The sequence below is a fragment of the Arthrobacter sp. K410C genome, from assembly GCF_059090105.1.
The window spans coordinates 178613-202148 of record NZ_JBNHFJ010000007.1 but is presented as its reverse complement, the minus strand read 5'-3'; the positions used below and the strand labels follow the sequence as shown (position 1 = coordinate 202148).

General features: G+C 65.3%; 23 protein-coding genes and 2 rRNA genes. 17 read left to right on the top strand and 8 right to left on the bottom strand.

From position 1 onward, the window contains the following. The 3 genes from AC5RU7_RS12630 to AC5RU7_RS12620 all read left to right on the top strand — a co-directional run. Window positions 1–2794, top strand: a 23S ribosomal RNA gene (locus AC5RU7_RS12630); the annotation flags it as partial. Window positions 2795–2950: 156 nt separating this feature from the next. Beyond that, window positions 2951–3067 (top strand): 5S ribosomal RNA (gene rrf, locus AC5RU7_RS12625). Between the two features lie 124 nt (window positions 3068–3191). After that, the gene (locus tag AC5RU7_RS12620) at window positions 3192–3695 is read left to right on the top strand and encodes a DUF3592 domain-containing protein (RefSeq protein WP_494052509.1); all 504 of its coding nucleotides are present in this window, start codon (window positions 3192–3194) and stop codon (window positions 3693–3695) included. Here the strand turns inward: AC5RU7_RS12620 and AC5RU7_RS12615 are convergent. Further along, on the bottom strand, window positions 3680–5254 hold the full coding sequence (locus tag AC5RU7_RS12615) for a serine hydrolase domain-containing protein (protein WP_494052508.1): 1575 nt from the start codon (window positions 5252–5254) through the stop codon (window positions 3680–3682). The genes AC5RU7_RS12620 and AC5RU7_RS12615 overlap by 16 nt on opposite strands. A 392-nt stretch (window positions 5255–5646) precedes the next feature. On the opposite strand from AC5RU7_RS12615, the gene AC5RU7_RS12610 reads away from it, so the two are divergent. The 3 genes from AC5RU7_RS12610 to AC5RU7_RS12600 all read left to right on the top strand — a co-directional run bounded on the left by AC5RU7_RS12610 (window position 5647) and on the right by AC5RU7_RS12600 (window position 8416). Beyond that, a complete protein-coding gene (locus AC5RU7_RS12610; protein ID WP_494052507.1) occupies window positions 5647–6900 on the top strand; it encodes a GmrSD restriction endonuclease domain-containing protein in 1254 nt (417 codons plus the stop codon). A 70-nt stretch (window positions 6901–6970) separates the two neighbouring features. Beyond that, window positions 6971–7720 carry an excalibur calcium-binding domain-containing protein gene (locus tag AC5RU7_RS12605; protein WP_494052506.1) on the top strand — a complete coding sequence of 250 codons (750 nt, stop codon included), beginning with the start codon at window positions 6971–6973 and terminating at the stop codon, window positions 7718–7720. A 54-nt stretch (window positions 7721–7774) separates the two neighbouring features. Then, window positions 7775–8416, top strand: a complete 642-nt coding sequence (locus tag AC5RU7_RS12600) for a hypothetical protein (RefSeq protein WP_494012079.1) — start codon at window positions 7775–7777, stop codon at window positions 8414–8416. 48 nt (window positions 8417–8464) lie between these two features. Here the strand turns inward: AC5RU7_RS12600 and AC5RU7_RS12595 are convergent, their stop codons facing one another. Next, a complete protein-coding gene (locus AC5RU7_RS12595; protein ID WP_494052505.1) occupies window positions 8465–8611 on the bottom strand; it encodes a hypothetical protein in 147 nt (48 codons plus the stop codon). Window positions 8612–8694: 83 nt separating this feature from the next. Here AC5RU7_RS12595 and AC5RU7_RS12590 point away from each other — a divergent pair, with 83 nt between their 5' ends. The 5 genes from AC5RU7_RS12590 to AC5RU7_RS12570 all read left to right on the top strand — a co-directional run bounded on the left by AC5RU7_RS12590 (window position 8695) and on the right by AC5RU7_RS12570 (window position 11309). Beyond that, window positions 8695–9021: a hypothetical protein gene (locus AC5RU7_RS12590; protein WP_494052504.1), complete on the top strand. Its 327-nt coding sequence runs from the start codon at window positions 8695–8697 to the stop codon at window positions 9019–9021. A 223-nt stretch (window positions 9022–9244) separates the two neighbouring features. Next, window positions 9245–9466 carry a hypothetical protein gene (locus AC5RU7_RS12585; RefSeq protein ID WP_494012076.1) on the top strand — a complete coding sequence of 74 codons (222 nt, stop codon included), beginning with the start codon at window positions 9245–9247 and terminating at the stop codon, window positions 9464–9466. An 81-nt stretch (window positions 9467–9547) separates the two neighbouring features. Further along, a complete protein-coding gene (locus AC5RU7_RS12580) occupies window positions 9548–10330 on the top strand; it encodes a DinB family protein (protein WP_494052503.1) in 783 nt (260 codons plus the stop codon). Further along, complete coding sequence (locus tag AC5RU7_RS12575; protein WP_494012074.1) at window positions 10317–10823, top strand: mycothiol transferase; 507 nt, start codon at window positions 10317–10319, stop codon at window positions 10821–10823. The genes AC5RU7_RS12580 and AC5RU7_RS12575 overlap by 14 nt, the downstream gene beginning before the upstream one ends. Before the next feature lie 42 nt (window positions 10824–10865). Continuing rightward, the gene (locus AC5RU7_RS12570) at window positions 10866–11309 is read left to right on the top strand and encodes a VOC family protein (protein ID WP_494052502.1); all 444 of its coding nucleotides are present in this window, start codon (window positions 10866–10868) and stop codon (window positions 11307–11309) included. A 4-nt stretch (window positions 11310–11313) separates the two neighbouring features. Here AC5RU7_RS12570 and AC5RU7_RS12565 read toward each other — a convergent pair whose 3' ends face one another. The 5 genes from AC5RU7_RS12565 to AC5RU7_RS12545 form a co-directional block, all read right to left on the bottom strand. Further along, entirely contained in the window at window positions 11314–12381 is a 1068-nt protein-coding gene (locus AC5RU7_RS12565) for a glycerophosphodiester phosphodiesterase family protein (protein ID WP_494052501.1), read from the bottom strand. Between the two features lie 149 nt (window positions 12382–12530). Further along, on the bottom strand, window positions 12531–12824 hold the full coding sequence (locus tag AC5RU7_RS12560) for a hypothetical protein (RefSeq protein WP_494052500.1): 294 nt from the start codon (window positions 12822–12824) through the stop codon (window positions 12531–12533). Window positions 12825–13100: 276 nt separating this feature from the next. Then, a complete protein-coding gene (locus tag AC5RU7_RS12555) occupies window positions 13101–13499 on the bottom strand; it encodes a DUF2177 family protein (RefSeq protein WP_494052499.1) in 399 nt (132 codons plus the stop codon). Window positions 13500–13602: 103 nt separating this feature from the next. Beyond that, on the bottom strand, window positions 13603–14109 hold the full coding sequence (locus AC5RU7_RS12550) for a methyltransferase family protein (protein ID WP_494052498.1): 507 nt from the start codon (window positions 14107–14109) through the stop codon (window positions 13603–13605). Between the two features lie 123 nt (window positions 14110–14232). Continuing rightward, window positions 14233–14619 carry a hypothetical protein gene (locus AC5RU7_RS12545; protein WP_494052497.1) on the bottom strand — a complete coding sequence of 129 codons (387 nt, stop codon included), beginning with the start codon at window positions 14617–14619 and terminating at the stop codon, window positions 14233–14235. Between the two features lie 183 nt (window positions 14620–14802). On the opposite strand from AC5RU7_RS12545, the gene AC5RU7_RS12540 reads away from it, so the two are divergent. The 6 genes from AC5RU7_RS12540 to AC5RU7_RS12515 all read left to right on the top strand — a co-directional run bounded on the left by AC5RU7_RS12540 (window position 14803) and on the right by AC5RU7_RS12515 (window position 22303). Then, window positions 14803–15591, top strand: coding sequence for a DUF1295 domain-containing protein (locus AC5RU7_RS12540; protein ID WP_494052496.1), 789 nt, complete (start codon window positions 14803–14805; stop codon window positions 15589–15591). A 150-nt stretch (window positions 15592–15741) separates the two neighbouring features. Beyond that, complete coding sequence (locus AC5RU7_RS12535) at window positions 15742–16077, top strand: cupin domain-containing protein (protein ID WP_494052495.1); 336 nt, start codon at window positions 15742–15744, stop codon at window positions 16075–16077. Between the two features lie 447 nt (window positions 16078–16524). Next, complete coding sequence (locus tag AC5RU7_RS12530) at window positions 16525–17424, top strand: glycosyltransferase family 4 protein (protein ID WP_494052520.1); 900 nt, start codon at window positions 16525–16527, stop codon at window positions 17422–17424. Between the two features lie 108 nt (window positions 17425–17532). Further along, window positions 17533–18585: a 3-oxoacyl-ACP synthase III gene (locus AC5RU7_RS12525; protein WP_494052494.1), complete on the top strand. Its 1053-nt coding sequence runs from the start codon at window positions 17533–17535 to the stop codon at window positions 18583–18585. Then, complete coding sequence (locus tag AC5RU7_RS12520; protein WP_494052493.1) at window positions 18579–21272, top strand: alpha/beta fold hydrolase; 2694 nt, start codon at window positions 18579–18581, stop codon at window positions 21270–21272. Before AC5RU7_RS12525 ends, AC5RU7_RS12520 begins: the two co-directional genes overlap by 7 nt. After that, a complete protein-coding gene (locus AC5RU7_RS12515) occupies window positions 21269–22303 on the top strand; it encodes an NAD-dependent epimerase/dehydratase family protein (protein ID WP_494052492.1) in 1035 nt (344 codons plus the stop codon). Before AC5RU7_RS12520 ends, AC5RU7_RS12515 begins: the two co-directional genes overlap by 4 nt. Window positions 22304–22309: 6 nt before the next feature. Here the strand turns inward: AC5RU7_RS12515 and AC5RU7_RS12510 are convergent, their stop codons facing one another. After that, the gene (locus AC5RU7_RS12510) at window positions 22310–23494 is read right to left on the bottom strand and encodes a metallophosphoesterase family protein (RefSeq protein WP_494052491.1); all 1185 of its coding nucleotides are present in this window, start codon (window positions 23492–23494) and stop codon (window positions 22310–22312) included. Window positions 23495–23536: the final 42 nt, after the last annotated feature.

Here is a 23536-nt window from a genome sequence, read left to right as displayed (position 1 = left end):
TACCAGTTCTGCCGGGCTGGTGGGGTGTGATGTGCGCGCATAGGTGAACGGTTTTGAAAGGCCGGCCAGAGAGGGTGTTAGTCCCGTAACCGTAATGCGTTTGTGCCGCCTGTGAGAGTATCCCAAGTAGTACGGGGCCCGAGAAATCCCGTGCGAATCTGTCAGGACCACCTGATAAGCCTAAATACTCCCTAATGACCGATAGCGGACCAGTACCGTGAGGGAAAGGTGAAAAGTACCCCGGGAGGGGAGTGAAACAGTACCTGAAACCGTGTGCTTACAATCCGTCGGAGCAGCCATAGTAGCTGTGACGGCGTGCCTTTTGAAGAATGAGCCTGCGAGTTAGTGTTACGTCGCGAGGTTAACCCGTGTGGGGCAGCCGTAGCGAAAGCGAGTCTGAATAGGGCGTGTGAGTGGCGTGATCTAGACCCGAAGCGAAGTGATCTACCCATGGCCAGGTTGAAGCGACGGTAAGACGTCGTGGAGGACCGAACCCACTTCAGTTGAAAATGGAGGGGATGAGCTGTGGGTAGGGGTGAAAGGCCAATCAAACTTCGTGATAGCTGGTTCTCCCCGAAATGCATTTAGGTGCAGCGTTGCGTGTTTCTTGCTGGAGGTAGAGCTACTGGATGGCTAATGGGCCCTACAAGGTTACTGACGTCAGCCAAACTCCGAATGCCGGTAAGTGAGAGCGCAGCAGTGAGACTGTGGGGGATAAGCTTCATAGTCGAGAGGGAAACAGCCCAGACCACCAACTAAGGCCCCTAAGCGTGTGCTAAGTGGGAAAGGATGTGGAGTTGCTCAGACAACCAGGAGGTTGGCTTAGAAGCAGCCATCCTTAAAAGAGTGCGTAATAGCTCACTGGTCAAGTGATTCCGCGCCGACAATGTAGCGGGGCTCAAGTACACCGCCGAAGTTGTGGCATTCATACATGTTCTAAGCCTTTGTGGTTCAGGAGTATGGATGGGTAGGGGAGCGTCGTGTGGGCAGTGAAGTCGCGGTGGAAACCAGCGGTGGAGCCTACACGAGTGAGAATGCAGGCATGAGTAGCGAAAGACGGGTGAGAAACCCGTCCGCCGGATGATCAAGGGTTCCAGGGTCAAGCTAATCTGCCCTGGGTAAGTCGGGACCTAAGGCGAGGCCGACAGGCGTAGTCGATGGACAACGGGTTGATATTCCCGTACCGGCGAAAAACCGCCCATGTTGAACAGGGGATACTAACTGCCCGAGACCTGCCCGACACCCCTTGTGGGTGAAGGGTTTTGGTGGAGCGCAGGACCTGATCCTGGGAGGCAAGCGTATTAACAGGTGTGACGCAGGAAGGTAGCCGAGCCGGGCGATGGTTGTCCCGGTCTAAGGATGTAGGGCGAGTGGTAGGCAAATCCGCCACTCATTGTGCCTGAGATCTGATGGGACCCCCGTACGGGGGGATTTGGTGATCCTATGCTGCCGAGAAAAGCATCGACGCGAGGTTTTAGCCGCCCGTACCCCAAACCGACACAGGTGATCAGGTAGAGAATACTAAGGCGATCGAGAGAATTATGGTTAAGGAACTCGGCAAAATGCCCCCGTAACTTCGGGAGAAGGGGGGCCCCAACCTTGAACGGACCATGCGTCCGGGAGGGGATCGGGGCCGCAGAGACCAGGGGGAAGCGACTGTTTACTAAAAACACAGGTCCGTGCGAAGTCGCAAGACGATGTATACGGACTGACTCCTGCCCGGTGCTGGAAGGTTAAGAGGACCGGTTAGCCTGTAAGGGCGAAGCTGAGAATTTAAGCCCCAGTAAACGGCGGTGGTAACTATAACCATCCTAAGGTAGCGAAATTCCTTGTCGGGTAAGTTCCGACCTGCACGAATGGAGTAACGACTTCCCCGCTGTCTCAACCATAAACTCGGCGAAATTGCAGTACGAGTAAAGATGCTCGTTACGCGCAGCAGGACGGAAAGACCCCGAGACCTTTACTATAGTTTGGTATTGGTGTTCGGAGTGGCTTGTGTAGGATAGGTGGGAGACGTTGAAGCCCGGACGCCAGTTCGGGTGGAGTCATCGTTGAAATACCACTCTGGTCACTTTGGACATCTAACTTCGGCCCGTAATCCGGGTCAGGGACAGTGCCTGATGGGTAGTTTAACTGGGGCGGTTGCCTCCTAAAAAGTAACGGAGGCGCCCAAAGGTTCCCTCAGCCTGGTTGGCAATCAGGTGTCGAGTGTAAGTGCACAAGGGAGCTTGACTGTGAGAGAGACATCTCGAGCAGGGACGAAAGTCGGGACTAGTGATCCGGCGGTACATTGTGGAATGGCCGTCGCTCAACGGATAAAAGGTACCTCGGGGATAACAGGCTGATCTTGCCCAAGAGTCCATATCGACGGCATGGTTTGGCACCTCGATGTCGGCTCGTCGCATCCTGGGGCTGGAGTAGGTCCCAAGGGTTGGGCTGTTCGCCCATTAAAGCGGTACGCGAGCTGGGTTTAGAACGTCGTGAGACAGTTCGGTCCCTATCCGCTGCGCGCGCAGGAAATTTGAGAAGGGCTGTCCTTAGTACGAGAGGACCGGGACGGACGAACCTCTGGTGTGTCAGTTGTACTGCCAAGTGCACCGCTGATTAGCTACGTTCGGATGGGATAACCGCTGAAAGCATCTAAGCGGGAAGCTCGCTTCAAGATGAGATTTCCATACACATTTATGTGTGAGAGGCCCCCAGCCAGACCACTGGGTTGATAGGCCGGATGTGGAAGCGAGGACTAACGACTCGTGAAGCTGACCGGTACTAATAGGCCAACAACTTACACCACAAAACAAACACTGCAAGCGTCCACTATGTGGTTCCCAACCAACAACCCCCAGGGTCACGGTTGAACGGAACCAACCAATAACTGAATACAACACCACCATGTTGTAACCACAGATTTCCCACACCACCCCCGCGGGTTGGTGACGGGTAGAAGGGTTACGGCGGTCATAGCGTGGGGGAAACGCCCGGTCCCATTCCGAACCCGGAAGCTAAGACCCACAGCGCCGATGGTACTGCACCCGGGAGGGTGTGGGAGAGTAGGACACCGCCGGACAACACATCACGGTCGAGGCCCCAACCACAGGTTGGGGCCTCCCGCATTTAAGCCTCCCGCATTTAAACAACCAACCGCATTTGGACCACCAAGGGGGTGGCTTTCATCAGGCAGAATGGGGCGAGTGAATGCCCGCAGAGCTGCCGTGAAATCGAGAATGTCGTCCCTGAAGCAGGTGCTCCGTACGCTGGTGGGCGTGATGGTCCTCCTCATCGGTCCAGCAATGTTTGTCCTTGGCCAGTACTTCATCAATATCGACGAAGAACTGGCCCTGACCGGGACGCAGACCACAGGCACCATTGTCGATTTCGACGACGTCAGCAAAGCATCGGATCGGGATATCGAGGTAGAGTTCATATCCCTTGACGGGGCCTACCACTACACCTGGGCACCCGTGGACCATGACCAGCACCCCGTTGTGGGGGAGGACGTCACGGTCATCTATAGAGAGCAGGATCCGGGCCATGCGATCGTCTCGGGTTACGAAAGCCAAGGCGTATGGCTCCGCGGCGCCGGCACCGTAGTTACGGGAATATTGGTGTTGATCGCTTTGCTCGTCGCAGTGCCGTTACTTTTGAACAGGTTCAGGCACAGCAAACAAACCGAATCCCGTCAGGCTGCCGGGTGAGCTGGTCCAGTGGGGTTCTCTGACACACGCGCCGACCGAATCAACAGCCAGACGGTCCGGGGGATCGGCCAGACGATGGCCAGGGCGAGTGCCGGCACCAGGAACAGGCCGACGTCGGGAAACTGCCGGATGACCACCAGCAGATGCGTATCGAACCTGGCCGGGGCATAGTCCAGGCTCAGCCACAGGACAAAGGCGTCGAGGGCCAGGGCGGCCACCACATAGGCGGCGGGAAAGCGCGCAGGTCCCTGCCGGAGCAGGAACCGCGCGCCCAGCCACAGGCTCAGTAGCTGCGCGAGCAGCAGTCCCAGGGCCACCGCCCAGCTGTACCGCTGGAGCCAGTCCTCGTGGATGACGGCCGGCACCGGTTCCTGGCCGTGGAGGATCCGGAGGATGTTCGTGTCGATGGCCTTCAACCGTGACGGTGCAGCGGCGTCGTTGGCATTGATGACCAGCGCGAGGCCCAGCCCCGAGGACGGGACCATGCCCAGGTAGGTGTGGCTGTTGCCCCACTCGCCCTGGTGCTCAAGGAGTCGGGGCAACGCCTCCTCGGGGACGGCCGGACCAGGGCCGGCGGACTCTACCAGCGGCCGGGTGAACCAGCCCATGGCGTACTCCTTCGAGCCTTCAACCTGCACGCGCGGCTCGAACATTGTCTCCACGCTCCCGGGCCGGAGGATCTCCGACGTACCGTAACGGCCGCCGTCGAGCAGGGCGATCAGCTCATGGCCCAGGTCCTCCGCGGAGGAGTACAGCGTGGACGAGGGCATCCCGGACGAGGGAGCGGGCACGTCCGTCTGGCGCCAGAAGGAGCCGAACCAGCGGGAGTATCCAGCGGCGGCGTTGCCGGCGCGGGCGGCGGCACGGGTCGGGTGGGTGTGCGCCATGTCCAGCGGCTCGAAAACGTGGTCCTCCAGGTACTGCCCGAACGGCTGCCCGGAGACCGTCTGCACCAGCAGGCCCAAAATGTTGTAGTTGGCGTTGGCGTAGTGGAATGCCTCGCCCGGCTTACGGGCCAAGGTGGCGTCAGCCAATGCCCGGACCTCTTCTTCCAGGGCCTCCGGGCCCTGGTCGAGGGAGGCTTCGAACGCGGTGTCCCTGGACGCCATGCCGCTGGCCTGGTGCAGCAGGTGCCGCACCGTGATGGACGGGGAACGGCTGTCGTCAAGCGTGAACCAGGGCAAGTAGGCCTGCACCGGCTCATCCAGCCGCAGCCGGCCGGCCTCCACCTGTTGCATCACCGCGATCGCGGTCAGTGACTTGCTGGTGGACGCGAGCAGGACCGGCGTCTGGACCGTCATGGGCCGTCCGGAATCATCGGCGCGGCCGAACGCAGCCGAGTGCACCTGCTTCCCTTCCTGCACGACGGCGACGGCGGCACCGGGGATTCCGAGGGCGTTGATCTGCTCCCGGAGGAAGGCATCGAGGGCGTCGTAGGTCTGCTCCTCGGTGGCGCGATCAACAGCGAGAGCCGAGGCGGCAGGGGAGGGGACGGCAGCAATGCAGGCAGCCAGCAAGCACAGCAGGAGGCAGCGTGACCACACCTCACGAGTCCGCATGCCTGCACCTGCACTTCGGCCGCTTTTCCCTTCACGGTAGGGCGGACAAAAGGCGAAGACAAGCATCGTCCGGTTCAGCGGATCCCCCAATTGTTAAGCCGAATAATTCAAGTGCGACAGGCAGGCTCAAGATCTGCTCAAGTGCTGCGCAATCTTCGGCGAGGAAAGCCGGAATGCGGAACTTCCGTGCAGCCGGACTAATAGGCTCAACCACGAATCATTTGTCGCGTTTAGCAGCAAGCCCGGCAATTGCGGGGCCTTTTCGGGCTCAGATAGCTGGGGAAATGATGTCCGAATACCAGGCCCTGAGGGGTCCTTACCAACCTGCGCCCAAACCGCCGCGCAAACCGCTCGCTTCCACAATCATTGTCGGAGCCATTACCGCTCTTTTCGTGCTTTTGGGGTCGCTGAGCAGCGGACTTGGCGGTGCGCTGGTGTTCCTGGCCATCTCGGCCGGGCTCACAGGCCTGTACGTCCTTCTGACCGGACGCCGGTCCTGGGCGTGGCTGCCTGCAAAGCGGAAGGCGGGCGCCGTTGCACTCGCCACATCGTTCGCCCTCCTCGTCGCCGGCGGCGCAACCATGCCGCGGGTTTCCACCGCGGACCTGGAAGCGGCCGCCTCGGGAAGCACAGCGCCGGCCGCCACGGCCACGGGGAGGCCAACCACCACAGCCAGTGCGACGCCGTCGTCCGCCCCCACCGCGAAGGAGACTGGCGCACCGCTGGATCCCGAGACGCCGCACCTGGTGGCGCACGGCACCCCTGTCACCGCTCCGAAGGAGCAGCCCGCGTTCGCCACCCGGGCGGTCGACCTGCTGGCCACCCTTCCCATCAAGGGCAGGGCGCCGAAGACGGGGTACGACCGGGCGCTGTTCGGCCAGGCGTGGGCGGATGTGGACCGCAACGGCTGCGACACCCGCAACGACATGCTTAAGCGCGACCTCGCAGCTGTCAGCTACATGAACAGCGTCCCCTGCAAGGTGAAGTCGGGCATGCTCAACGATCCGTACACGGGCACGAGCATCAATTTCCTTCGCGGGCAGGCCACCAGCAGTGCCGTCCAGATCGACCATGTGGTGGCGCTCAGCGATGCGTGGCAGAAGGGCGCCCAGCAGCTGACCACGGAACAGCGGACTGCGTTCGCCAATGATCCGCTGAACCTGCAGGCGACGGACGGCCCCACCAACCAGAAAAAGGGCGACGGCGACGCCGCCACCTGGCTGCCGCCGAACAAGGGCTTTCGGTGCGAGTATGTCGCCCGGCAGATTTCCGTGAAGGCCACCTACGGGCTGTGGGTGACCCAGGCGGAGCACGACGCCATGGCCCGGATCCTGGCCGACTGCAGCGGACAGCTGGCGCCGACAAACGCGGAGCCTCCAGCTCCGTCGCCGGCACCGGTCGTGGCGGAGCCTGCACCCGCGCCTGCTCCGGTTGCGCCCGCGCCTGCTCCGGTTGCGCCCGCACCTGTCCCGGTTGCTCCGGCACCCGTGGCTCCGGCGCCCGCTCCTGCTGTGCCGGCTCCAGCGGCTGCCTACTACGCCAACTGCACGGCCGCCAGGGCTGCCGGCGCGGCTCCGCTCTACGCCGGGCAGGCCGGTTACCGCGCCGGGCTGGACCGCGACCTGGACGGCGTGGCCTGCGAGTAGCGCGCCTATTTGTCTTGTGGGTCCGCACGTCCCAACTGCATCAACATCACAACCATTCCTAGGGGGAAAAATGACCTTCAATCCACAGGCTCCGAGAGGAGCCATGAAGAAGACGCTGGCAGTTGTTGTGCTTGCCGGCCTGATGCTGACGGGCTGCGGCAGCAAGCAGGAGGCAACGGAACCGGCGTCGGCGGCAACTGCCGTGGCCACGGCTGCGGCAAAAGTCACCGTTCCCGGAGTCGTCGGCCTGACGCTCGATAAGGCGACGGAGCAGTTGGAAGACCTCGGATTTGAGGTTGAGGCCAAGGACACGGTGGACGGCAAGTCGATCTTCAAGGAGAGCAACTGGCAGGTGATCTCCCAGGACCCGGCGGAAAATGCCCAGGCTGAAGAGGGCTCCACTGTGAAACTAGGGGTCAAATCCCTTGAGAAGATCGAGGCGGAAAAGGCCACCGCCGAGAAGGCCGCCGCAGATAAGGCGGCCGCCGAGCTGGCTGCGGTTCAGAAAGCAGCAGCTGAAAAGGCTGCTGCGGACGCTGCTGCTGCCGCGCAGGCCGCAGCGGAGCAGGCTGCACGGGACGCCGCAGCCCGCCAGGCCGTACCGGTACCGGCACCGGCACCTGCCGCTCCTGCTGCACCCGGCCCGGCGCCGGCTCCGGCGGCTCCCGCTGCACCGGCCCCCGCGGCACCCGCGGCGTCTGCTCCCTACTACCAGAACTGTGATGCGGTTCGAGCGGCGGGGGCAGCGCCGCTCTACGCTCATCAGCCTGGCTTCAGGCCTGCACTGGACCGCAACAACAACGGGGTGGCGTGCGAGTAGCGGTACCGTCTGCCGCCTGCATATCACCCATCTGAGCCTTGACCGGAGAACACCTTGACAAACACCCCTACGAATCTGTTGTCCCAGGACAACACACAACAACCGCAAAACAAGGTTTGCCGCAAGTGCAGTGTTCAGAACCTCACTACCGGTGGATTTTGTCCGAACTGCGGCACATCCTATGAAGTTCGTTCACGCTGGGCAAAGGTGAACAAACGTATGGCCCTGATTGCAGCAGCGGTTGTTATCGCGGTAATCGCCGGAGTCCTAATCACGCTCAACGTACAGCGCACAAACGAGATTCAGGCAGAACAGGCTGCAGCAGCGGCGGCGGCCGAGACGGAGAACAAGAGGCAAGCCGAGGCAAAACGGGCCGAAGCGGCAGCGGCAGCAGCTAAAAAATCAGCGGATGATGCGAAACGCACGCAGCGCAAGGCGATCATCGTCGCTATGGAAGAATCGATTAAGAAGGACGCTGAATCCCGTGTCACTGAAGGGGTTTTGGACGGGCCAATCACAAGGGCGTCATGTACACCTTTGGGCGGGGGATCATCAGACGACTTGACGGCCCTGACCGGAACGTTTAAATGCATCGCCGTGAACAAAACGGAACCGGATGGATCCTCCTCCGGCTACCGTTTCTCGGCAACCGTCAATTGGAACGACGCGAGTTACTCATGGCACTTAGGTAGCTAGAATCACGAATGCCGTGGATACCAGCAAAGGTATCCACGGCATTCGTCGTTAGAGCTCGTTCCGCACTACCACTCCCTGCGCCACCACCACCCGCACCTGCTCCAGCGCCGAGGCACTGGCAAGCGGGTTGGCGTCGAGCACGATCACATCGCCCAGGCCTACTCCCCGGTAAGCGGCCGAAGTCCGGGATCCCAAACACAAGTTGATCCCGGAAAGGGCCCGCTTACCGCAGTGATCGGGGCTACCGCCTGCCAGGCTGGACTCCTAGGGTGGGAGCCATGGCTGATACTTTCGGGTCCCTGATCGAATCGTTCAAGAACATGGGCGTCGCCCGGGCCTACGGTGCCCCTGTCCAGCTCGGAGGGGAAGAGGTCATTCCGGTGGCCCTGGTGTCCTTCGGCTTCGGCGGCGGCGGGGAGGCCCGGCAGGAGGGCGCATCCGGCGGCGGGGGCGGCGGCATGGTGCTGCCGTTGGGCGTCTACCGGAATGTCGGCGGGCGGGTGGCGTTCCGGCCGAACACTGTGGTGGCCCTGGTCTGCCTGGTGCCGGTCATCACCGCACTGGGTGGCGCAGTCCGGAGGGCAATCCGCGCGGCCAAAGCGTAAGGGAGGGAGCACTCTCGAACCCCCTCGAAAAGAGGGGAAAGGGCAGGGCAAGAAGGGGGTCTTTGTCCCTTGTTCGCCATGATGCCGGTTGGTAACTTTTCCATGACGGGCGCCCGGACGAGAGCGGCTTCGTCCGTACTGCAGGGATTTGCTGGGAATCCAGTTCCTTCCGCCCCACGCTGTGGGCGGTCCAGTCATCCCTGTGTCCCATCCAGGAGACAAAATGTTCAGGCGCATTTTGACAATCCTCGCCGCCCTTTTCACCGCAGCCTTCCTCTTCGCAGGGGCCGGCGGACAGGCCACCATCCCAGCATCCGAGGGCGCAGCCGTCCCCACCACCTACCCCGACTGCCCGCTCGAACGCATCGGCACCCAGCTTGTGCGCTGCGACAATCTGACGGGGGCCGGAGTGGAGGCACCCTTCTGGATTCCGGAACAGAAGTAGACACCGGAAGGCGCTGCAGGGATCGTGTCCGTGGGCTGAATGGTGCTTGAAGCGCGGGGATCCAGCGTGAAGGATACCGTCATGGCGACTTTCACCGGATCCGATGACCTGCAAGGTGCCGAGTTCCTGGATGTGGACCTGCGCGGGGCCCGCTTTGTACGGTCCAGCCTGTCCGGGGCGGTGATGCGCGGGGCGGACGTGGACCGGGTGGACATCGACTCTCCCTGGCTCCTGGAAGGTGGCGGCTCCCTGCTGGTAAACGGCGTGGACGTTGCCCCGTTTGTCGAGGCCGAACTGAACCGCCGCTTCCCCGGACGGGAACTGCGGCACGCCACGGACCCGGAGGGACTGCGCGAGGCGTGGGCGGAGGTGGAGCGGACGTGGTCCGCCACTTTGCAGCGGGTCGAGGAGATGCCGCCCGGCACCGTTGACGTGAACGTCGACGGCGAGTGGTCTTTCGCGCAGACGCTGCGGCACCTGGTCATGGCTACCGACAAGTGGCTCCGCGGCGCCGTGCTCGGGTATGGGCAGCCCTACCACCCGGCGGGCCAGCCGAACACCGAGTACGAGACGGACGGCCTGGACATGTCCGTCTTCTCGCCAACCCCGCCGCCCTATGAGGAAGTGCTCGAGGTCCGCGCCGCCCGCATCGCCATGGTCCGGGACTACCTGGCCGGCGTCACGCCGGAGGATCTGGGCAGCAAGCGAAAAAACCCGGACGATCCCGCCTACGAGGAAACCGTCCTCTCGTGCCTGCACACCATCCTCCAGGAGGAATGGGAGCACCACCGTTTCGCCGTCCGCGACCTGGACGCCACGGCGGCCGGGAACAGCCAGAAAGAGGGGGCCCATGAAAACCAGTGAGCTGCTGCTGGATGCGTTCGGCAGGATCCGGGAGACCGTGGAAGCCGCGTTGGAAGGGCTCGACGGCGGTTCCCTCACCGAGCGCCCGTCCGGCACCGGGAACTCCATCGCCTGGCTCATTTGGCACCTCGGCCGGGTGGAGGACGCGCAGGTCGCTGAGGCGGCCGGGCTGGAGCAGGTCTGGACGGGGCAGGGGTTCGTGAAGCGGTTTGGCTTACGGCTGCCGGAGCGGGACACCGGCTACGGCCACTCGAGCGAGCAGGTGGACGCGGTGCAGGCGGAACCGGCTCTGCTGCTCGAGTACTACGACGCCGTGCACCGGCAGACCAAGGGCTTTCTCGAAGGACTCCGCGACGAGGACCTGGACCGGATCGTGGATAGGCGCTGGGATCCGCCCGTCACGCTCGGCGTCCGGCTGGTCAGCACACTGGCCGACTGCCTGCAGCACGTGGGCCAGGCGGCCTATGCCAAGGGGCTCCACCAGCCCCGGTAGGCTGGCGGCATTTACGAACAGCAACCAAACCAGGAGGCCCGGATGGCAGTGGTACGGCGTTTTGACCATATCGGCATCACCGTCGCCGACCTGCAAAAAGTGACGGACTTCTTCGTGGGGCTGGGCCTCGAAGTGGAGGGCGGGCCGATGGAACTGGAAGGCGAGTTCCTGGACACGGTGTGCGGCATCCCCAACTCCCGCACTGAGATCGTCATGCTGCGGCCGCCCGGCGGCGGGACCGGGCTGGAGCTCGGGAGGTTCATCCGGCCCGACCACCAGCCCGGCTCGCCCAACGCGATGGCTAACGAGCTGGGCCTGCGCAACGTCTCCTTCGAGGTGGAGGACCTCAGGGGGACGGTGGACCGGCTGGCCGCGGAAGGTTACGGGCTGGTGGGCGGCATCGGCGAGTACCAGAACACGTGGCTCATGGCCTATGTGCGTGGCCCGGAGGGCCTGATCGTCTCCCTCGCCCAACGGATCGGCTGAAGAACTACCCCTGGACCCCGTACGCCTTCGGCAGCTTCAGCCCGCGTTCCGCCATGAGGGTGCGCAGCCGCGTGGGGTAGTCGGTGATGATGCCGTCCACGCCCAAGTCCATCAGGCGCTCCATGTCAGCGAGGGTATTCACGGTCCACGGGATGACGGGCAGGCCCAGCTGGTGCGCCTCGGCGATCATCTCGGGGGTGACCGAACGGAACGTGGGGGAGACGACGTCGTACCCCTGCGCGGCTGCCGCCTTGGGAAGCGAGCCGTCGTAGTCGTCGATGTCAATGCCGCCCAGGTTGCGGCTGGCGCCGGGCTGGCCCACACCCATCCAGGCGTCGCCGCTGGAGAGTGCCACCAGCGGCAGCCCGGGCGCGAGTTCCTTGGTGAGGTTCAATGAGGACCAGTCGAAGGACTGCAGGGTGGTGCGGTCGGCCATGCCGGAGGCCTGGATCTCGGCCACCACGGCGCGGGTGAGGGACTCCATGCCGGCGCCGCCCACCTGGCTGCTCTCCACCTTGGTCTCCACGTTGAAGCGGACCTTCCCGGCGTCGGCGTCGCGGACCAGCTGGTAGACATCCTTGAGTTCGGCGATCCGGTTGCCCTCGATGACCTCCTGCTCCGGGTAGCCGGCCAGCTGCACGTAGCCGCAGTTCAGGGTCTGGAGCTGTGCCAGGGACAGCTCGGCCACCCGGTCGCCGACGTACGGGAACTCGGGGTCGCCGGCGGTGGCGGGTGCGGTGTCCATGCACTTGGCGGCCTGGATGGTGTCGTCGTGCCAGACGATCACTTTGCCGTCCTGGGTCAGGTGCGTGTCCAGCTCAAGGGTGGTCACGCCGAGCGCCAGCGAGTTGGCGAACGCGGCCAGGGATTCCTCGGTCCATTCACCGCGGCCGCCGCGGTGGCTCTGCAGGTCGAATGAGCCGTTGCGTTCGTTCACCTTCAGTGCGGAGGTGGCGGTGCCGGCAGCGTTCGACGACGGCGTGCCGGCCTCAGCGTCGGGGGCGGCGACGGCGGGGCCCGCCAGGGCGGCGATCAGCGCGCCGGCTGCCGCAGCGGTCAGGACTGTACGCATGGGTGGTTTCCTCCAGCAAGAAACGGGGCGGCCTGAAGGGCCGTTGACCCGTCCACGCTAGGGAGGGCAGGTTGCGCGCTTGGTCCCCGGAGTTGGAGAGAAAGTTAACGCAGGATGGTTGCCTGGAGACCTCAGCTGCTACCCGAGAATCAAGGCCACCCAATGCCCATATCGCTGCCGGCAAAAGCCGGGAGTCCGCGCTTGGCGCTGCAGACCGCGCATTTGGTGCTGTATTCCGTCTCCCGGACCCACTGGTGGAACGCTTTCAGCCTGTACTCGTACCGGAACCCAATTTTCTCGAGTTCATTCAGGGCCCGGCTCGCCGTCTCCCATGAGCTCCAGCGGCCCACCACACGGCCCTTGTCCCTGATGACGTTGCACCCGCCATCCCCAAGCTCTGCGGTGCGGTCTGTACGGCTGTGCGGCTCACTGCTGCCGTGCACTGCCTTGTACTCCTCTACCGTCGCCCCGGTTCCTCATTTCCTCATCTGAGCCATTGCCGGTCCGGCCCCGCAAGCGGAGGACCGGACGCACCTCTAAAAGGATGGCAACTGTTCCCAACCACCTGTAGGGCAGAAAGTCCCGTTATAAGCGGACGCAACATGGCGCGTGATCCTAGACAGGGCCAGGGCTCAGCTGGAGAAGTCAGCGCCCATGCTTAGACTCTCCGGAAAAGCCAGCGGAACGCTAGGTTGTGCTGCGCTTCCTGAGCCTCGACTTCAGGATGATGGCCGTAAGCCAAGTGATGATGCTGCAGGGGGCGCGCCCCAAAGGATGTCAGTAATGACGACGACGGCCGTGAAGTCCTTGAGCACGGCGAACCCGGTCAGCGCCCAGGTGGCGTAGGCGAAGAAGCCTAACAGTGCAGCTCCCGTGACGCGTTGCCGCAGGGTGGCACCCGGATCGTTGGGCCGCACGCCGAAGTGCACCACGCCCGCCACGAAGATGAGGTAGAAGAGGACGGCGCCGGCCAGGTTGGTGCTTGGCGCCAGCAGGTGGCCGATCTGGTTCCTGTACAGCGGGCTGGCCACGGTGAGGACCCAAGAGACGTCCAGGACGGCGAAGATCACGGTGCCCAGAGCGTAGGCGGTCAGCCAGTTCCGAAGGCTGGTGTTCATGCGGCTCCTTGGCTCGGCGTGGTGGGCGCACCATTGATGACGGGTGCGTCTGACTCTGCGTTCGGAGCCGGAGAGGTCGGCAGATGGCTCTGCTCGTAGCGGCCTACGCCCGCGGCAGCCCGAGGTAGCGCGGCACCATTTCCGCGTAGACGCGGTAGGAGGCTCCGAAGAGTCCGGCCAGCGTGGCCTCTTCGTCCACGACAACGGGGTGTTCCACCAGCAGTTCGGCCGGCATTGTCACCAGGACCCAGGACGAGCCGGCCAGAGTTCCCGCGCCCAGTTCGATGAGCCACCAGCCCACGTACATGGGATGGCGGGTGAACGCGTACGGGCCGGTGGTGACCAGTTCCTCCGGCCGTTCGAGCGCGAAGGGGCCCGGCGAGCGGCGCCGCCGTTCAGCCAGCGCCCAGGCGTTAAGTCCGACGCCGGCTATCACCAGTGAGGTCCCTGCTGCCCGGTGCAGGGCCCGCGGTCCGGGCAGCGGCATGGGGCGGAGCCGGGCAAGGAGCAGGTCCGCGGCCATTGCGGCTACGACGGGGAACGGCAGTGGCAGGTTGTCGTAGGTCGCCTTGACCCGGCGGGCCAGGGAGCTGATGGCATGTCCGGCCACGATCAGGAGGTTTCCGCGGCGAAACCCGCCAGGAGCAGGGCGCTGTTGGCCAGCCAGCCGATAGGCGGCAGGTCCGCGATTTGGACGGGCGCGTCTCGGGTGCTCATGGGGATCAGGGTACCGTCAGAACAGAGGCTGGGAACTCAGACGTCTTATGGCTGGCGGGCATGTTGACGGGTCAAAGGAGTATCCGGGAAACCCGCCCCAGGCCACGGAAAGCCTCAGGTACTGCACGAGGGTGATGCCTGGTCGTCCAGCGACGCCGCGAAGCAGCGGATCGCCGCTGCTATCCGGTAATCGTATGTCGTGGGTGCCTCCGCTGATGTTTGCCTTGTGGAGTTCATCCGGTGCAAAGGAAAAGCTCCACCCTTCCAGGTCCTCTGGACCGGTCTCCAGGGAAGCAAACCCGAAGAGCAGAGGGAAGAGGGCCCATGGAGGTTTCTGCATTCCGGAGCCGGCCCAGACGCCAGCCCACTCCCCACCGTTGTATCGTGCGACGAGGGATGCCATGCACCAAAGGCTCCTTGACCCTGTGCTAACCCTCGGATGCATGGGACGCGGTGGACGGGACCAATTGCGTGCTTCCGGAAGGCAGCAACTGCAGCTTTCGACGCCCGGCAATACAGAACGGCTCATGCTCCGAAGACTGGGTGGACAGTGTGCCGCGTAGCGACAGGGGAGGGGACCGATCGTATGAAGGACGCAGACCGTAAGGCGCTCATTGTCCTGCTGGTTGCAGTGGTGGTGGGGGTGCTCGTCGCCGTTGCGGGGAGCCAGGGCGGCGCCACGGTGGGCGGCTTTCCCCTGTTCGCCTTGGCGGTGGCGGCCGCGTTCCTGGTCCAGTGGCTGGCGTTCATCCCGGCCTTCAAGGCCCAGACCGAGACGTACTACGACCTCACCTACATGTCCATCACGGTCCTGCTGGTCCTGCTGACCCCCGGCGTGGATGCCCGGGTGCTGCTGCTCGCGGCCCTGGTGGTGGTATGGGCGGCGCGGCTGGGAAGCTTCCTGTTCCGCCGCGTCCGCAGGCACGGCAAGGACGACCGGTTCGACGAGCTCAAGCCCTCCTTCTTCCGCTTCCTGAGCACCTGGACCCTGCAGGGGCTCTGGGTAGTCCTGACCGCCGCGGCAGCCTGGATCGCGATCACCTCCGTCACCCGCGTGGCGCTGGACGGGTGGGCGCTCGCCGGCTTTGTGGTCTGGGCCGCCGGCTTCGGTACCGAGATCGTGGCGGACAGCCAGAAGCGCCGGTTCAAGGCGGACCCGGCCAACGAGGGGAAGTTCATCTCCACCGGCCTGTGGTCCAGGTCCCGCCATCCCAACTACTTCGGCGAAATCGTGCTCTGGACCGGGGTGCTCATCATCGCCGTTCCCGTGCTGCAGGGCTGGCAGTGGGTGGCCCTGCTGTCTCCGGTGTTCGTGGCATTTCTGCTCATCAAGGGCAGCGGCATCCCGCCGCTGGAGAAGAAGGCGGACAAGTAGTGGGGCGGCCAGCCCGACTACGAGGCGTACAAGAAGAACACCCCGGTGCTGATCCCCGCAGCCCGGTAGTCCGGCGCCCCGGCACAGATCCTTTTCTGCCGTATGAGCCAGCCTCTGGTCCCGGCCCCGCCACATGGGTACGGTGGCCGCATGCAGAAGATATCGATTGAGGCTCTGGCCCGCCAGCAGCTCGAGGCCGCCGTCGCGGTCTCCAGCGGGCGGGCATCGGACACCGTGTTCGGCGGCCACGAGAAGAGGCTGCGGCAGACCGTCATGGCCTTCCGTGCCGGCACCCAGCTGAGCGAACACCAGAACCCCGGCGAGGCCACGGTCTACGTAATCCGGGGATCCGTGTGGCTGAAGTCGGGCGGCGAGGCCTGGCAGGGCAAGGCCGGGGACCTGCTGATCGTCCCGGACGGTCTGCACAGCCTGGAGGCCGAGGAGGATTCGGCGGTGCTGTTCACGGTGGTCAAAACGGACCGCTGACTAAGGCACGACGGCGGCGCCGGCCTTTCGCTTACTCCGTCACCGCTGCCGGGACCTTGCTGAGCCCAGGAGTGGGCTGATCCAGGGGGCCGCCTCACGAACAGCAAAACCCCATCCATTCAGGGTGAATACCAGCCAAAAGCGCTTAGCATCAGGGAAAAGCAGTAGGCACTTGTTCAGGATCCGTTGTCGGATGCTGGTCCGCGGCCGTCGCAGGGACGGCCCGCTCGCTTCAGGGAGGAGGCCCGGGGAATGGAGAAGGAGGCTATTCACTGGCTTGGACGACTTGAAGGATGCAGCGGGTTTGCGGTTGAAGGCAGAAGCTTCGTCAATGCTCTCCGGCAGGCCGGTTACCACGTTCAAGAAACTTCGGTTTCCTCCCGCCCGGACATGGGTGCGGGACAAGGCACTGAGCCGCTTCACCGGTCAGGGCCCGGGTTGACCATCGTGCACCTGCCCTGGCATGACTACGGGTGGGAGAACCTGACCGGGCAAGTGGTGTGGCGGGCGATGTTCGAAACCGCTTCGGTGCCCGCTGAATGGCTTCCGCGCCTGGCAGAAGTGGACGAAGTTTGGGTCCCGTCCCGCTTCAATGCCGGGACTTTTGCTGATGCGGGTGTGGATCCGGACAAGCTCAAAGTCGTCCCCGAATTCGTGGATAAGAATTGGTTGCAGCCGGCGGTCCGCGCTTATGACGGCCAGGGTAAATTCAAATTCCTTTCCGTCTTCCGGTGGCAACAACGCAAGGGATGGGATGTCCTTCTGCAGGCGTACCTGGAAGAGTTCAGCGCCGCCGATGATGTTGAACTCCTGTTGCGGGTGGACCCCTTCGGCCCCGGTACCGCCGACGTTCCTGCAGCCATAACCGACGTGATCCGGAAAGTCAGGCCGCACCGCACCCCGACGGTGCGGCTGCTGCCGTTTCCGCTCTCGCAGGCCGGGATGCAGAAGCTGTACGCCTCGGTGCACGCCTTCGTGTTGCCCACCCGGGGGGAGTCCTGGGGGCGGCCGTTCATGGAAGCCATGGCCTCGGGCCTGATCACCATCGGTACAGCCTGGGGCGGCCATCTTGATTTCATGAACCCCAGCAACGCCCTCCTCATCGACTGCGAGCTTGTGCCCGTCCCGGAGTCCGCAGCGCTGGAGTGGCCATTCTTCCGCGGCCAGATGTGGGCTGAACCGTCCGTAGCGAGCATCGGGTACTGCTTGCGGCGGGCGTATGAGGGAGGCCCAGCCATCGAACGCCTCCGGCAGAACGCGGCGGCTGCGATCCGGGAGCAGATTGTCCACGGCCAGGCTCAGGAGGCCCTGCTGAAGGAGGTGCGGAGGTTGCTGAAGAATGGCTAGGACACGCGCGTAGTGACAAAGAATGCGCGCGGTGCGCCGATTCGGAAAGGCAGGCGCCATAAAAGCTAGGCTTTGAACTTGCAGGTAAGGGGTACGGACACCCCATGCATGCAGAATCAGAACGAACAGGGGCTTGATTTGGCAGGGAATGCAACCTTCCGGCACAGCAACACCGCGCTGCTTTCGGTGTGCAGTGTAGAGGCTCCGAGGATCGTAAGCTCCACGGATTTCGACCGCCGGTTGGCGCCCACCCTGCAACGGTTGAAGTTCCCGCCCCGTCTGCTTGAGCGGGTTGCCGGCGTCACGCACCGCCGCTGGTGGGCGGCAGGGACATCGTTCGATGATGCTGCCGCCGAAGCGGGCGCCAAGGCCTTGGCCGAGGCCGGCGTTGAACCGTCCCAGGTCGGCCTGCTGATCAACACCTCGGTGACGCGGCGCAACCTGGAGCCGTCCGTCGCCGTGAAGATCCACCACCGGCTCGGCCTGCCGTCGTCGGCCATGAACTTCGACCTGGCCAACGCCTGCCTCGGGTTCGTAAACGGGCTGACGTTGGCGGCCAGCATGATCGATTCCGGCCAGATCAAGTACGCGATGATCGTCAATGCCGAGGATGCCCAGGCGACGCAGGAGGCCACGCTGGCCCGCCTCGAGCGGCCGGAGACCACGCGCGAGGACTTCAGCCGGGAGTTCGCCACCCTCACCCTTGGCTCCGGAGCTGCCGCCGCCGTCCTGGGCCCCGCGGACCGGAACCATGGCGGGCACCGGATCGTCGGCGGCGTCATGCGCGCGGGTACGGAACACCATGAGCTGTGCGTGGGCGGCGTCGACGGCATGGCCACGGACACGAAAGGCCTGCTCGACGGCGGCCTGCGGCTCGTCGTCGACGCCTGGCATGAAGCGCGGCCTGAATGGGACTGGGCCGCCATGGACAGGTACGTCACGCACCAGGTGAGCAATGCCTACACCCAGGCCATTATCGAAGCCATCGAGCTGGATCCTGCCAAGGTTCCCCTCACGTTCCCACACTGGGGCAACGTGGGCCCCGCTTCCCTCCCCATGACCCTCGCCGCCGAAGCGCAGTCCCTTGAAGCGGGGGACCGCGTCCTCTGCATGGGCGTCGGATCCGGGCTCAACACGGCCATGATGGAAATCGTGTGGTGACCGCAACCTGGCCCGGCGTCGATCCGGAATGGCCGCGCACCATCGAGGTCCCCTCCACCTCCGGCGCCGACGCGCCGGGCACGGTGCGCCGCTGGCACCTGCTGGACAACGGCGCCCAGCTCTCCCGCCGCGGACTGGTCCCCGCCGGTACATTGCTGTGCGTGCACGGCAATCCCACGTGGTCGTATCTGTGGCGAACACTGCTGGCAGCAGGGGCGCATCCGGACCACCCATGGCGTGTTGTGGCGGTTGACCAGCTGGACATGGGCTACTCGGAGCGCACCGGCACCTTCCGGCGGCTAGCGGACCGCATCAATGACCTGGGCGACCTGACGGACGCCCTCGGCCTGGAGGGGCCCGTTGTGACCGTGGGCCACGACTGGGGCGGCGTGATCAGCCTGGGCTGGGCCCTGGCGCACCAAGGGCAGCTGGCCGGGGTGGTGCTGACCAACACCGCTGTCCACCAGCCGGCCGGTGCGGCGATCCCGCCGGCGCTGCGCCTTGCCCTGCACCCCGCCGTACATAGGTGGGGAACGACGACGTCGGATGCGTTCCTGCGCGTGACGCACTCGCTGGCGCACCCGCCGCTGCCCGCCGGCATCCGCGAGGCCTATATGGCCCCGTACCGCGGAGCCGACCGCCGGGCCGGGGTGGGGAACTTCGTGGCGGACATCCCCGTGGACGCCTCGCACCCGAGCTTCGCCGCGCTGGACCGCGTGGCGGAAGGTTTAAGCGGGTTGAACGTCCCGGCGCTGATGCTCTGGGGCCCGCGGGATCCCATCTTTTCGGACCGGTACCTCAAGGACCTCATCGGCCGGCTTCCGCACGCGAAGGTGCACCGCTTCGAAGGCGCCGGCCATCTTGTGGCGGAGGACCGGAACATTGCTGCTCCGGTTTTCCAGTGGCTTGCCGGCAACGTTGGTACCGGCAAAAGCGCATCCCCTGAAGCCGAAGCCACATCCGCCGGGGGTGAGGGGCCGGACGCCGTCCAGCCGTCGCCGTCGGAATTCCGGCCCCTGTGGGACTTGCTCGGCGAGCAGGCGGCAGGGCCTGCGGGAGACGATACCGCCGTCGTGGAAATGGCGCCGGGCGGTACGGTGGCCCGCTCGCTTAGCTGGCGGCAGCTGGACCGGAACATCCTGGACCTCGCCGCCGGGCTCCGGAAAGCCGGAGTGGACAGCGGCAGCCGGGTGAGCCTGATGGTTCCCCCCGGGGTGGACCTGACCGTCGCCCTGTACGCCTGCCTGCGGCTGGGCGCGGTTGTGGTGGTGGCCGACGCCGGGCTGGGAACCAAGGGCCTGAGCCGCGCCGTGAAAGGCGCCACCCCGGACTTCCTGATAGGAATCGACAAAGCGCTCGCCGCAGCCTCGGTGCTCGGCTGGCCCGGCCGGCGGATCAGCGTGCGCGACCTCCCTGCCGCCCGCCGTCGTGTTCTGGGAGTGAAGGCGTCCCTCGAGGCACTGGCCCGTTCGGGCGCCGACCATGCTCCACGGCAGTTGGCGGACAACGTGGATCCGGACGCCCCGGCCGCCGTACTCTTCACGTCCGGGTCCACCGGCCCAGCCAAAGGTGTGCTCTATACCCACCGGCAGCTGGCGGCGATGCGGGACACAATGGCCGCAACCTTCGGCATCCGTTCCGGTGCCCGGCTGGTGGCCGGCTTCGCACCCTTCGCCCTGCTGGGACCGGCGCTGGGAGCGGTGTCGGTGACGCCGGCCATGGATGTCACGGCGCCCCGCACCCTGACGGCGGCCGCGCTGGCCGACGCAGCCGCGGCGATTGACGCCACGGTGGTCTTCGCCTCGCCGGCCGCGTTGCGCAATGTCCTGGCCACCCGGGACGGCGTGAGCGCCGCAGGGCGCAAAGCACTGGAAGGTGTTGAGTTGCTGCTGTCTGCGGGTGCACCCGTCCCGGAACCCCTCCTGGCCGAAGTTCAGCGGCTGCTGCCCCGGGCCTCGCTGCGTACCCCGTACGGGATGACTGAGGCGCTGCCGGTTACGGACATCAGCCTCGAACAGATTCACGCCGCCGACGCCGATGCTGCCGCCGGAATCATGGCGGGGGCAGGCAACGGCGTATGTGTAGGGTGGCCGGTGCACGGCGCCCGGCTGGCCGTTGTCCCGCTGGCGGTGGACGGGACGGCGCCGGGGTCCAATGCCGTGACGGAACCTGGTGTGACGGGTGAGATCCTGGTCAGCGCCGCGCACGTCAAGGAAGCGTACGACAGGCTTTGGCAGACCGAGCAGGGGAGTTCCAGCCTGCCCGGGTGGCACCGTACCGGCGACGTGGGGCATTTCGACGCCGCCGGCCGGCTCTGGGTGGAGGGCCGCCTGGCCCACGTCATCACTGCCCCCGGCGCCTTAGTGACGCCCGTGGGCGCCGAACAGGCCATCGAACGCCAGGACGGCGTCCGGCTTGCGGCGATTACCGGCGTCGGGCCAGCGGGCACCCAGGCCGTGGTCGCCGTCGTCGAGACCATCCCGCCAGTGCGGAAAGCAGGTCCTGCGGCGCCTCAGCTTGCCGGGGATGTCCGCAGGGCCGCGCTTGCAGCCGGCGTCCAGGTCTCCGCCGTGCTCGAGGTTCCCGCGCAGCCCACTGACATCCGGCACAACGCCAAGATCGACAGGACACGCCTGTCCGGCTGGGCTTCGCGGGTGCTGGCTGGCGGCCGGCCGGGAAAGCCATGAGGGTCCTCGTCACCGGGGCCAGCGGGCTGCTCGGGGGAGAAGTGGCCCGGCTGCTGGTGCGCCAGGGCCATGACGTGGTCACCTTCCAGCGCCGCCCGTCAGGGGTCGGCGGCGCCACCGACTTCTGCGGCTCCGTCACGGATGCTGAAGCGCTCCGGCGGGCAGTCGAAGGCGCCGAAGGAATCATCCACCTGGCCGCGAAGGTTTCCTTCACCGGCCGTGCCGCGGAGTTTGACGAGGTGAATGTCCACGGGATCCGGCGCCTGCTTCAGTGCGCCCGCGCGGCCGGGGTGCGGGATGTGGTGTTTGTGTCCTCCCCGTCCGTCGCCTATTCGGGCGCCGCCATTGCCGGGCTTGGCGCGGAGCCGGCTGACCCGCAGCACGCGCACGGCGACTACGCCCGCACCAAGGCCGAGGCTGAACTGCTGGCGCTGGCAGCCGACGCTCCGGACTTCCGGGTCGCGGCGGTGCGTCCCCACATCGTCTGGGGTCCCGGCGATACCCAACTGGTGGAACGGGTTCTGGCCCGGGCCAGCCGCCGTCGGCTGCCGCTGCTCGACGGCGGTGCCGCCCTGATCGACACCACCTACGTGGACAATGCCGCCGCGGCCATCGTCGCCGCGCTGCACCGCATGGACCACGCGCACGGGAGGGCCGTGGTGGTGACCAACGGTGAGCCACGGCCGGTGGGTGAGCTGCTGGCTGGCATCTGTGCGGCGGGAGGCGTCCCCGCGCCGTCGTGGTCTGTGCCGGGTAGGGTGGCGCGGGCGGCGGGAGCGGTGGTGGAGAAGGCCTGGACCTGGGCCGGGCGGGACGAGGAGCCGCCGATGACCAGGTTCCTGGCCGAACAACTCTCCACCGCCCACTGGTTCGACCAGCGCGAGACCCGGGAACTCCTCGACTGGACACCTGAAGTCTCTCTTGACGAGGGACTCGCCAGGCTGGCCGAACACTATGGTTCACGGCCGCCTGCGAGGCCACTTGTGCCAGCGGACCGCCGTCGTAATGCACGACGGCGGCACCAGCCTTAGCGGGCCCTACTGCTGCGCCGGGCCCAGGGGATCGGGGGTGACCGGCTGGTCGTTGGCCGTCAGGTCGATGCCGAAGTCCTTGGCGAAGACCAGCCGGGTGGACTTGTAGATCCCGGTGTGGTTCTCGTCGAGCTCGAAGACGCGGGCGCCGCGGAGCCGGTTCCGGTCGGCACCGGGGAGCCCGTACGCGCCAAAGCCGGTACCCGGGCCGTAGCCGAGTTCCACGCCGTAGTAGTTGCCCACGTAGGTGTTGACGTGGTCATGGCCCACAAAGTAGCCGCGCACGTCCCCGCGCTCCAGGAAAGCATTGAACAGGCCGGAGTTGAAGGGGCCCGGGCACTCGTCCTCATTCCGCTCACCCACGATGTTGTGCTTCTTCACGGCACGCTGGTGGTCGGCGTCCGTCCGGGAGTCCAGGCTGGCGAACCACATGTTGCGGTGCTCGTGCAGTGCGATGTGGCCCCACATCAGGGATGGGATCTTCCGGCCGTACTTCTGCTCGGTGGCGATGGAGAGGTTCCGGTACCAGGTCACCTGGTCCATCCGTACCCAGTCCCAGTCCGGGTAGCCCTCGAAGTCCTGCCCGTTGATGCTGTCCGGGGCGTAGCGGCCGGTGTCGATGAGCCACAGTCCGAAGGCGGGTTCCTTGGACTTGGAGGACTGCACCAGCAGCAGCGAGTTGGAGGTGCCGGTGACTCCGTCGGTGGTGTCGCCGTTGACGTTGTACTCGTAGCTCTGCAGGAACTGCAGCATCCTGGCTTCGGTCATGCCGGTCTTCGCCGCGGAGTCTTCGTCGTGGTTGCCGAAGGTGACGGCCCAGGGGATTCTCCGGCTCTCCATCGGCTTCACCACCTGGTTCAGCGCCTGCTTGACCTCCAGCTCGGTATCGCAGCCGCCGTTGATGACGTCCCCGTTGATCACCACGAAGTCCGGCTTTTCGGCGTCAAGGGTGCGGTCCATGAGCTCGATGGTGCGGCGGTCGGTCTGCTCGTCGTCCTGGGTGTCATTGAACTGGACCGCTTTGAACCGGCCGTCGGGCCGGAACGCGAGGGTGGGCTTGGGTGCCTTGGCACCCGGGGCGGCGGTGGCTCCGGTTCCCGCGGCCACCGCGGCGCCCAAGGCACCGAGGGCGCCGGCGGTGGCCAGGGCTGCCCTCCGGCTGAACGTGTGCTGGTCAATCTTGATGGTCATCGCTGCCTCTTCCGCGTCATGCGCGGCGGGATTCCCGCCGCC

What these genes read in the sequence shown, in the direction of transcription:
- AC5RU7_RS12615 (WP_494052508.1), bottom strand. Translation starts at nt 5,254, where the DNA reads ATGCGGACTCGTGAGGTGTGGTCACGCTGCCTCCTGCTGTGCTTGCTG.
- AC5RU7_RS12605 (WP_494052506.1), top strand. Translation starts at nt 6,971, where the DNA reads ATGACCTTCAATCCACAGGCTCCGAGAGGAGCCATGAAGAAGACGCTG.
- AC5RU7_RS12590 (WP_494052504.1), top strand. Translation starts at nt 8,695, where the DNA reads ATGGCTGATACTTTCGGGTCCCTGATCGAATCGTTCAAGAACATGGGC.
- AC5RU7_RS12585 (WP_494012076.1), top strand. Translation starts at nt 9,245, where the DNA reads ATGTTCAGGCGCATTTTGACAATCCTCGCCGCCCTTTTCACCGCAGCC.
- AC5RU7_RS12580 (WP_494052503.1), top strand. Translation starts at nt 9,548, where the DNA reads ATGGCGACTTTCACCGGATCCGATGACCTGCAAGGTGCCGAGTTCCTG.
- AC5RU7_RS12575 (WP_494012074.1), top strand. Translation starts at nt 10,317, where the DNA reads ATGAAAACCAGTGAGCTGCTGCTGGATGCGTTCGGCAGGATCCGGGAG.
- AC5RU7_RS12570 (WP_494052502.1), top strand. Translation starts at nt 10,866, where the DNA reads ATGGCAGTGGTACGGCGTTTTGACCATATCGGCATCACCGTCGCCGAC.
- AC5RU7_RS12565 (WP_494052501.1), bottom strand. Translation starts at nt 12,381, where the DNA reads ATGCGTACAGTCCTGACCGCTGCGGCAGCCGGCGCGCTGATCGCCGCC.
- AC5RU7_RS12555 (WP_494052499.1), bottom strand. Translation starts at nt 13,499, where the DNA reads ATGAACACCAGCCTTCGGAACTGGCTGACCGCCTACGCTCTGGGCACC.
- AC5RU7_RS12545 (WP_494052497.1), bottom strand. Translation starts at nt 14,619, where the DNA reads ATGGCATCCCTCGTCGCACGATACAACGGTGGGGAGTGGGCTGGCGTC.
- AC5RU7_RS12540 (WP_494052496.1), top strand. Translation starts at nt 14,803, where the DNA reads ATGAAGGACGCAGACCGTAAGGCGCTCATTGTCCTGCTGGTTGCAGTG.
- AC5RU7_RS12535 (WP_494052495.1), top strand. Translation starts at nt 15,742, where the DNA reads ATGCAGAAGATATCGATTGAGGCTCTGGCCCGCCAGCAGCTCGAGGCC.
- AC5RU7_RS12525 (WP_494052494.1), top strand. Translation starts at nt 17,533, where the DNA reads ATGCAGAATCAGAACGAACAGGGGCTTGATTTGGCAGGGAATGCAACC.
- AC5RU7_RS12515 (WP_494052492.1), top strand. Translation starts at nt 21,269, where the DNA reads ATGAGGGTCCTCGTCACCGGGGCCAGCGGGCTGCTCGGGGGAGAAGTG.
- AC5RU7_RS12510 (WP_494052491.1), bottom strand. Translation starts at nt 23,494, where the DNA reads ATGACCATCAAGATTGACCAGCACACGTTCAGCCGGAGGGCAGCCCTG.